The organism is Salmonella sp. 32120201201600049SM (assembly GCF_017572835.1).
Taxonomy (GTDB): domain Bacteria; phylum Pseudomonadota; class Gammaproteobacteria; order Enterobacterales; family Enterobacteriaceae; genus Salmonella; species Salmonella enterica.
Window position 1 is genome coordinate 1 of record NZ_JAGESA010000025.1, and the last position, 4,472, is coordinate 4,472.

Genomic DNA, 4,472 nt, shown 5'->3' on the forward strand with positions numbered 1-4,472 from the left:
AACTCAGAAGTGAAACGCCGTAGCGCCGATGGTAGTGTGGGGTCTCCCCATGCGAGAGTAGGGAACTGCCAGGCATCAAATAAAACGAAGGGCCCTGTCGGAAGACAGGGCCTTTTGTTTTATCTGTAGTCTGCCGGATGGCGGCTCCGCCTTATCCAGCCTACAGGGACGCGCCGATCCACCCTCAATATAACCACAAGCCTTCCCAACACAGATACGGTAAACTATTGCCGATTGAGTATCAGGAAAGCAGCCATGACCCACTCCCTAAAACCCTGGAATACCTTCGGCATTGATCATTGTGCAAAGCACATCGTATGCGCTGAAAACGAACAACAACTACTGAGCGCCTGGCAGCAAGCAACTCGTGAGGGACTGCCGGTTATGATCCTGGGTGAAGGAAGCAATGTCCTGTTTCTGGAAAATTACGCCGGCACCGTGATCCTTAACCGCCTGAAAGGCATTGAGGTGAATGAAACCGCGGACGCCTGGCACCTACACGTCGGCGCAGGCGAAAACTGGCATCAGCTGGTTCGCTACGCGCTGGATAACAACATGCCCGGCCTGGAGAATCTGGCGCTCATCCCTGGCTGCGTTGGTTCCTCGCCTATACAGAATATTGGCGCGTATGGCGTAGAACTACAGCGCGTCTGCGACTACGTTGACTGCGTTGAACTGGAAACGGGAAAACGTCTGCGTTTGTCCGCGGCGGAATGCCGTTTCGGCTATCGTGACAGTATCTTCAAAAATGAATATCAGGATCGCGTTGCGATCGTCGCGGTGGGTCTGCGTTTGTCAAAGCAATGGCAGCCGGTGTTGACCTATGGCGATCTTACTCGTCTGGACCCGAAAACGGTCACCGCGCAACAGGTGTTTGATGCTGTATGCCATATGCGCACCACAAAATTGCCGGATCCTAAAGTGAATGGCAATGCGGGCAGCTTTTTTAAAAATCCCGTTGTCGCAGCCGATATCGCTATGGAACTGTTAGAACGATTTCCCAACGCGCCGCATTACCCTCAGGCAGACGGCTCAGTGAAGCTGGCGGCAGGCTGGCTGATAGATCAATGTCAGTTGAAAGGCGTCACCATTGGCGGCGCTGCGGTGCATCGCCAACAGGCGCTGGTATTGATTAATGCGAATGATGCGACAAGTAAAGATGTGGTGGCGCTGGCGCACCATGTCCGGCAAAAAGTGGGTGAAAAATTTAATGTCTGGCTGGAGCCTGAGGTTCGCTTTATTGGTCGGTCCGGAGAGGTGAACGCTGTGGAGAGCATTGCATGAAAGATACTACCGTTCCCCTGACGCTGATCTCACTACTTGCCGACGGAGAGTTTCACTCAGGCGAGCAGTTGGGTGAACGGCTGGGAATGAGCCGCGCGGCTATTAATAAACATATCCAGACATTACGCGACTGGGGAGTAGATGTATTTACCGTTCCCGGGAAAGGATATAGCTTACCGGAACCCATCCAGTTACTGGATGCTGACCGTATACATAGCCAACTGGATAGCGGAAACGTGGCGGTATTGCCCGTTATCGATTCAACCAATCAGTATTTACTTGATCGAATTGGCGAGCTGCGTTCAGGTGATGCCTGTGTAGCAGAATACCAACAGGCGGGGCGTGGTCGTCGCGGGCGTAAATGGTTCTCACCGTTTGGTGCGAATCTATATCTTTCAATGTACTGGCGTCTGGAGCAGGGGCCTGCGGCGGCAATAGGCTTGAGTCTGGTCATTGGAATTGTGATGGCGGAAGTGCTGCGTGAACTGGGCGCAGATAAAGTTCGTGTGAAGTGGCCTAACGACCTCTACCTGCTGGATCGCAAACTGGCGGGTATTCTGGTCGAGTTAACCGGTAAAACGGGCGATGCCGCACAAATAGTGATTGGCGCTGGTATTAACATGGCAATGCGTCGCGTAGAAGAGGACGTGATAAATCAGGGATGGATCACACTACAAGAGGCCGGAATTACGCTTGACCGCAATATGCTGGCCGCAAAGCTGATTTATAAGCTACGTGCTGCGCTTGAGCTTTTTGAGCAAGAAGGTCTTTCTCCTTATCTTTCGCGCTGGAAAAAACTGGATAATTTTATTGATCGCCCGGTAAAACTAATTATTGGCGACAAAGAAATATTTGGTATTTCTCGCGGCATTGATACTCAGGGTGCATTATTGCTTGAACAGGATGGCGTGATTAAACCCTGGATGGGCGGAGAAATATCGCTGCGAAGCGCCGAATAGTAAAAAAGGGGAGTCGGTGCTCCCCTTTTTTCTGTTATTTCCGCAATCTTACCTGTTCCACCGCATGGTTAGCGCTCTTAGTCATAATAAGGCTGGCACGTTCTCGCGTGGGTAAAATATTTTGTTTTAAATTCAACCAGTTAATTTCTTTCCAAAGCGAAGTCGCTGTATTAACAGCTTCTTCTTTAGATAATTTCGCATAATTGTGGAAATAAGAGTCAGGATCGGTAAACGCCCCTTCGCGGAATTTCAGGAAGCGATTGATATACCACGTCTGAAGAAGTTCTTCTGGCGCATCAACGTAAATAGAGAAATCAACGAAATCAGAGACAAATACATGATGCGGATCGTGAGGATAATCCATACCGCTTTGTAAAACATTCAAACCTTCAAGAATCAATATATCAGGTTGAGCGACGGTTTTATCCCCTTCAGGAATAACATCGTAAATCAAATGAGAATAGACTGGCGCCGTCACGTTCGGTACGCCCGACTTGAGGTCAGAAACGAATTTCACCAGTCGGTGCATATCATACGATTCGGGGAACCCCTTTTTCTTCATTAACCCGCGTTCTTTCAACACCTGGTTTGGGTGGAGGAAGCCGTCTGTGGTAATCAATTCAACACGGCGGTGTTCCGGCCAGCGACTCAGCAACGCTTGCAGAACGCGTGCTGTCGTGCTTTTACCCACTGCGACGCTGCCCGCGATACTGATGATGTAAGGGATTCGCTGGCCGTTAGTGCCCAGAAACTGTTCCAGGACAGCCTGACGACGCAGATTTGAACTGATATAGAAATTTAGCAAACGGGAGAGAGGTAAATATATTTCTGCAACTTCTTCCAGCGATAAATCTTCATTAATGCCTTTTAACTGCGCGATCTCATCCTCGGTCAGGGTCATCGGCACAGAATCGCGAAGCGCAGCCCACTGGCTGCGATCAAACTGTAGGTAAGGCGTCATTAACGATTGCTCTTTTATACTCATAAGCATGTTTCTGGCTGCTATTGCTACATCAGTTCAGCGATGAACGAGGGCCATCCCTGACATGCAACGGCACGTCACATTTAAGTTAATTTGGACAATGGGCAGGAGGGTAACACCAGATGGGGAGGAATAATAAGAAAAAATCTCGCTGTGAAAGCTATCCCTGAGAAGCAATGTGACGAATATACCAGATACAGAAGATTGCTTTCTATCGACGGAGCGTTGAAATGCCGCGTCGTATCCTGGTCAGACGGTCAGTAAAATGCCGAAAATTTATGCTCTCTTGTTTGAAATTAGAGCATTTTTGTCTCTTATAGCGCAAAATGTGAGCGATAGAACATTTTATGCAATTTTTTAGTTGCATGAGCACGCAGGTCTCCATAGAATGCGCGCTACTTGATGCCGACTTAGCTCAGTAGGTAGAGCAACTGACTTGTAATCAGTAGGTCACCAGTTCGATTCCGGTAGTCGGCACCATCAAGTCCGGTGGGGTTCCCGAGCGGCCAAAGGGAGCAGACTGTAAATCTGCCGTCACAGACTTCGAAGGTTCGAATCCTTCCCCCACCACCATTTTCGGCCGCGCGATGGCGCAGCCCGAGACGATAAGTTCGCTTACCGGCTCGAATAAAGAGAGTTTCTCTCGATATTCAGTGCAGAATGAAAATCAGGTAGCCGAGTTCCAGGATGCGGGCATCGTATAATGGCTATTACCTCAGCCTTCCAAGCTGATGATGCGGGTTCGATTCCCGCTGCCCGCTCCAAGATGTGCTGATATAGCTCAGTTGGTAGAGCGCACCCTTGGTAAGGGTGAGGTCGGCAGTTCGAATCTGCCTATCAGCACCACTTCTTTTCTCCTTCCTGTTTTTCTCTTCTGTTTATTAGCATTCAACAAGTCGGGCGTGTTGCCTGGTTGATGTGGTGATATCACCGATTTATCCGTGTCTTAGAGGGACAATCGATGTCTAAAGAAAAGTTTGAACGTACAAAACCGCACGTTAACGTCGGTACTATCGGCCACGTTGACCATGGTAAAACAACGCTGACCGCTGCCATTACTACCGTACTGGCTAAAACCTACGGCGGTGCCGCTCGCGCATTCGACCAGATCGATAACGCGCCGGAAGAAAAAGCGCGTGGTATCACCATCAACACTTCTCACGTTGAATACGATACCCCGACCCGCCACTACGCACACGTAGACTGCCCGGGGCACGCCGACTATGTTAAAAACATGATCACCGGTG

Annotated in this window: 5 protein-coding genes and 4 tRNA genes; 7 read left to right on the forward strand and 2 right to left on the reverse strand. The window is 49.7% G+C overall.

Going from position 1 to position 4,472, the window contains the following annotated elements; translation table 11 throughout:
• Window positions 1–255: 255 nt before the first annotated feature.
• Together murB and birA are read left to right on the forward strand one after the other, a co-directional pair.
• Window positions 256–1,284, forward strand: a complete 1,029-nt coding sequence (gene murB, locus J4650_RS22540) for a UDP-N-acetylmuramate dehydrogenase (RefSeq protein ID WP_000149799.1) — start codon at window positions 256–258, stop codon at window positions 1,282–1,284.
• The gene (birA, locus tag J4650_RS22545) at window positions 1,281–2,243 is read left to right on the forward strand and encodes a bifunctional biotin--[acetyl-CoA-carboxylase] ligase/biotin operon repressor BirA (RefSeq protein ID WP_000655746.1); all 963 of its coding nucleotides are present in this window, start codon (window positions 1,281–1,283) and stop codon (window positions 2,241–2,243) included. The genes murB and birA overlap by 4 nt, the downstream gene beginning before the upstream one ends.
• A gap of 34 nt (window positions 2,244–2,277) precedes the next feature.
• On the opposite strand, the gene coaA is transcribed toward birA, so the two are convergent.
• Complete coding sequence (gene coaA, locus J4650_RS22550; RefSeq protein WP_000023069.1) at window positions 2,278–3,228, reverse strand: type I pantothenate kinase; 951 nt, start codon at window positions 3,226–3,228, stop codon at window positions 2,278–2,280.
• 208 nt (window positions 3,229–3,436) lie between these two features.
• Window positions 3,437–3,610: a hypothetical protein gene (locus J4650_RS22555; protein WP_001541267.1), complete on the reverse strand. Its 174-nt coding sequence runs from the start codon at window positions 3,608–3,610 to the stop codon at window positions 3,437–3,439.
• A 19-nt stretch (window positions 3,611–3,629) separates the two neighbouring features.
• Here J4650_RS22555 and J4650_RS22560 point away from each other — a divergent pair.
• The 5 genes from J4650_RS22560 to J4650_RS22580 all read left to right on the forward strand — a co-directional run.
• Window positions 3,630–3,705: transfer RNA gene (locus J4650_RS22560), tRNA-Thr, on the forward strand.
• A gap of 8 nt (window positions 3,706–3,713) precedes the next feature.
• Window positions 3,714–3,798 (forward strand) — tRNA-Tyr (locus J4650_RS22565).
• A gap of 116 nt (window positions 3,799–3,914) precedes the next feature.
• Window positions 3,915–3,989: transfer RNA gene (locus J4650_RS22570), tRNA-Gly, on the forward strand.
• Window positions 3,990–3,995: 6 nt separating this feature from the next.
• Window positions 3,996–4,071, forward strand: a tRNA-Thr gene (locus J4650_RS22575).
• Between the two features lie 115 nt (window positions 4,072–4,186).
• Window positions 4,187–4,472, forward strand: a 286-nt coding sequence (locus J4650_RS22580; RefSeq protein WP_000031682.1) for a GTP-binding protein, incomplete at its 3' end; no start/stop codon positions are given.

Bases quoted from the DNA above. Each gene is read 5' to 3' on its own strand.
- murB (WP_000149799.1), top strand. From the start codon at position 256: ATGACCCACTCCCTAAAACCCTGGAATACCTTCGGCATTGATCATTGT.
- birA (WP_000655746.1), top strand. From the start codon at position 1,281: ATGAAAGATACTACCGTTCCCCTGACGCTGATCTCACTACTTGCCGAC.
- coaA (WP_000023069.1), bottom strand. From the start codon at position 3,228: ATGAGTATAAAAGAGCAATCGTTAATGACGCCTTACCTACAGTTTGAT.
- J4650_RS22555 (WP_001541267.1), bottom strand. From the start codon at position 3,610: ATGGAGACCTGCGTGCTCATGCAACTAAAAAATTGCATAAAATGTTCT.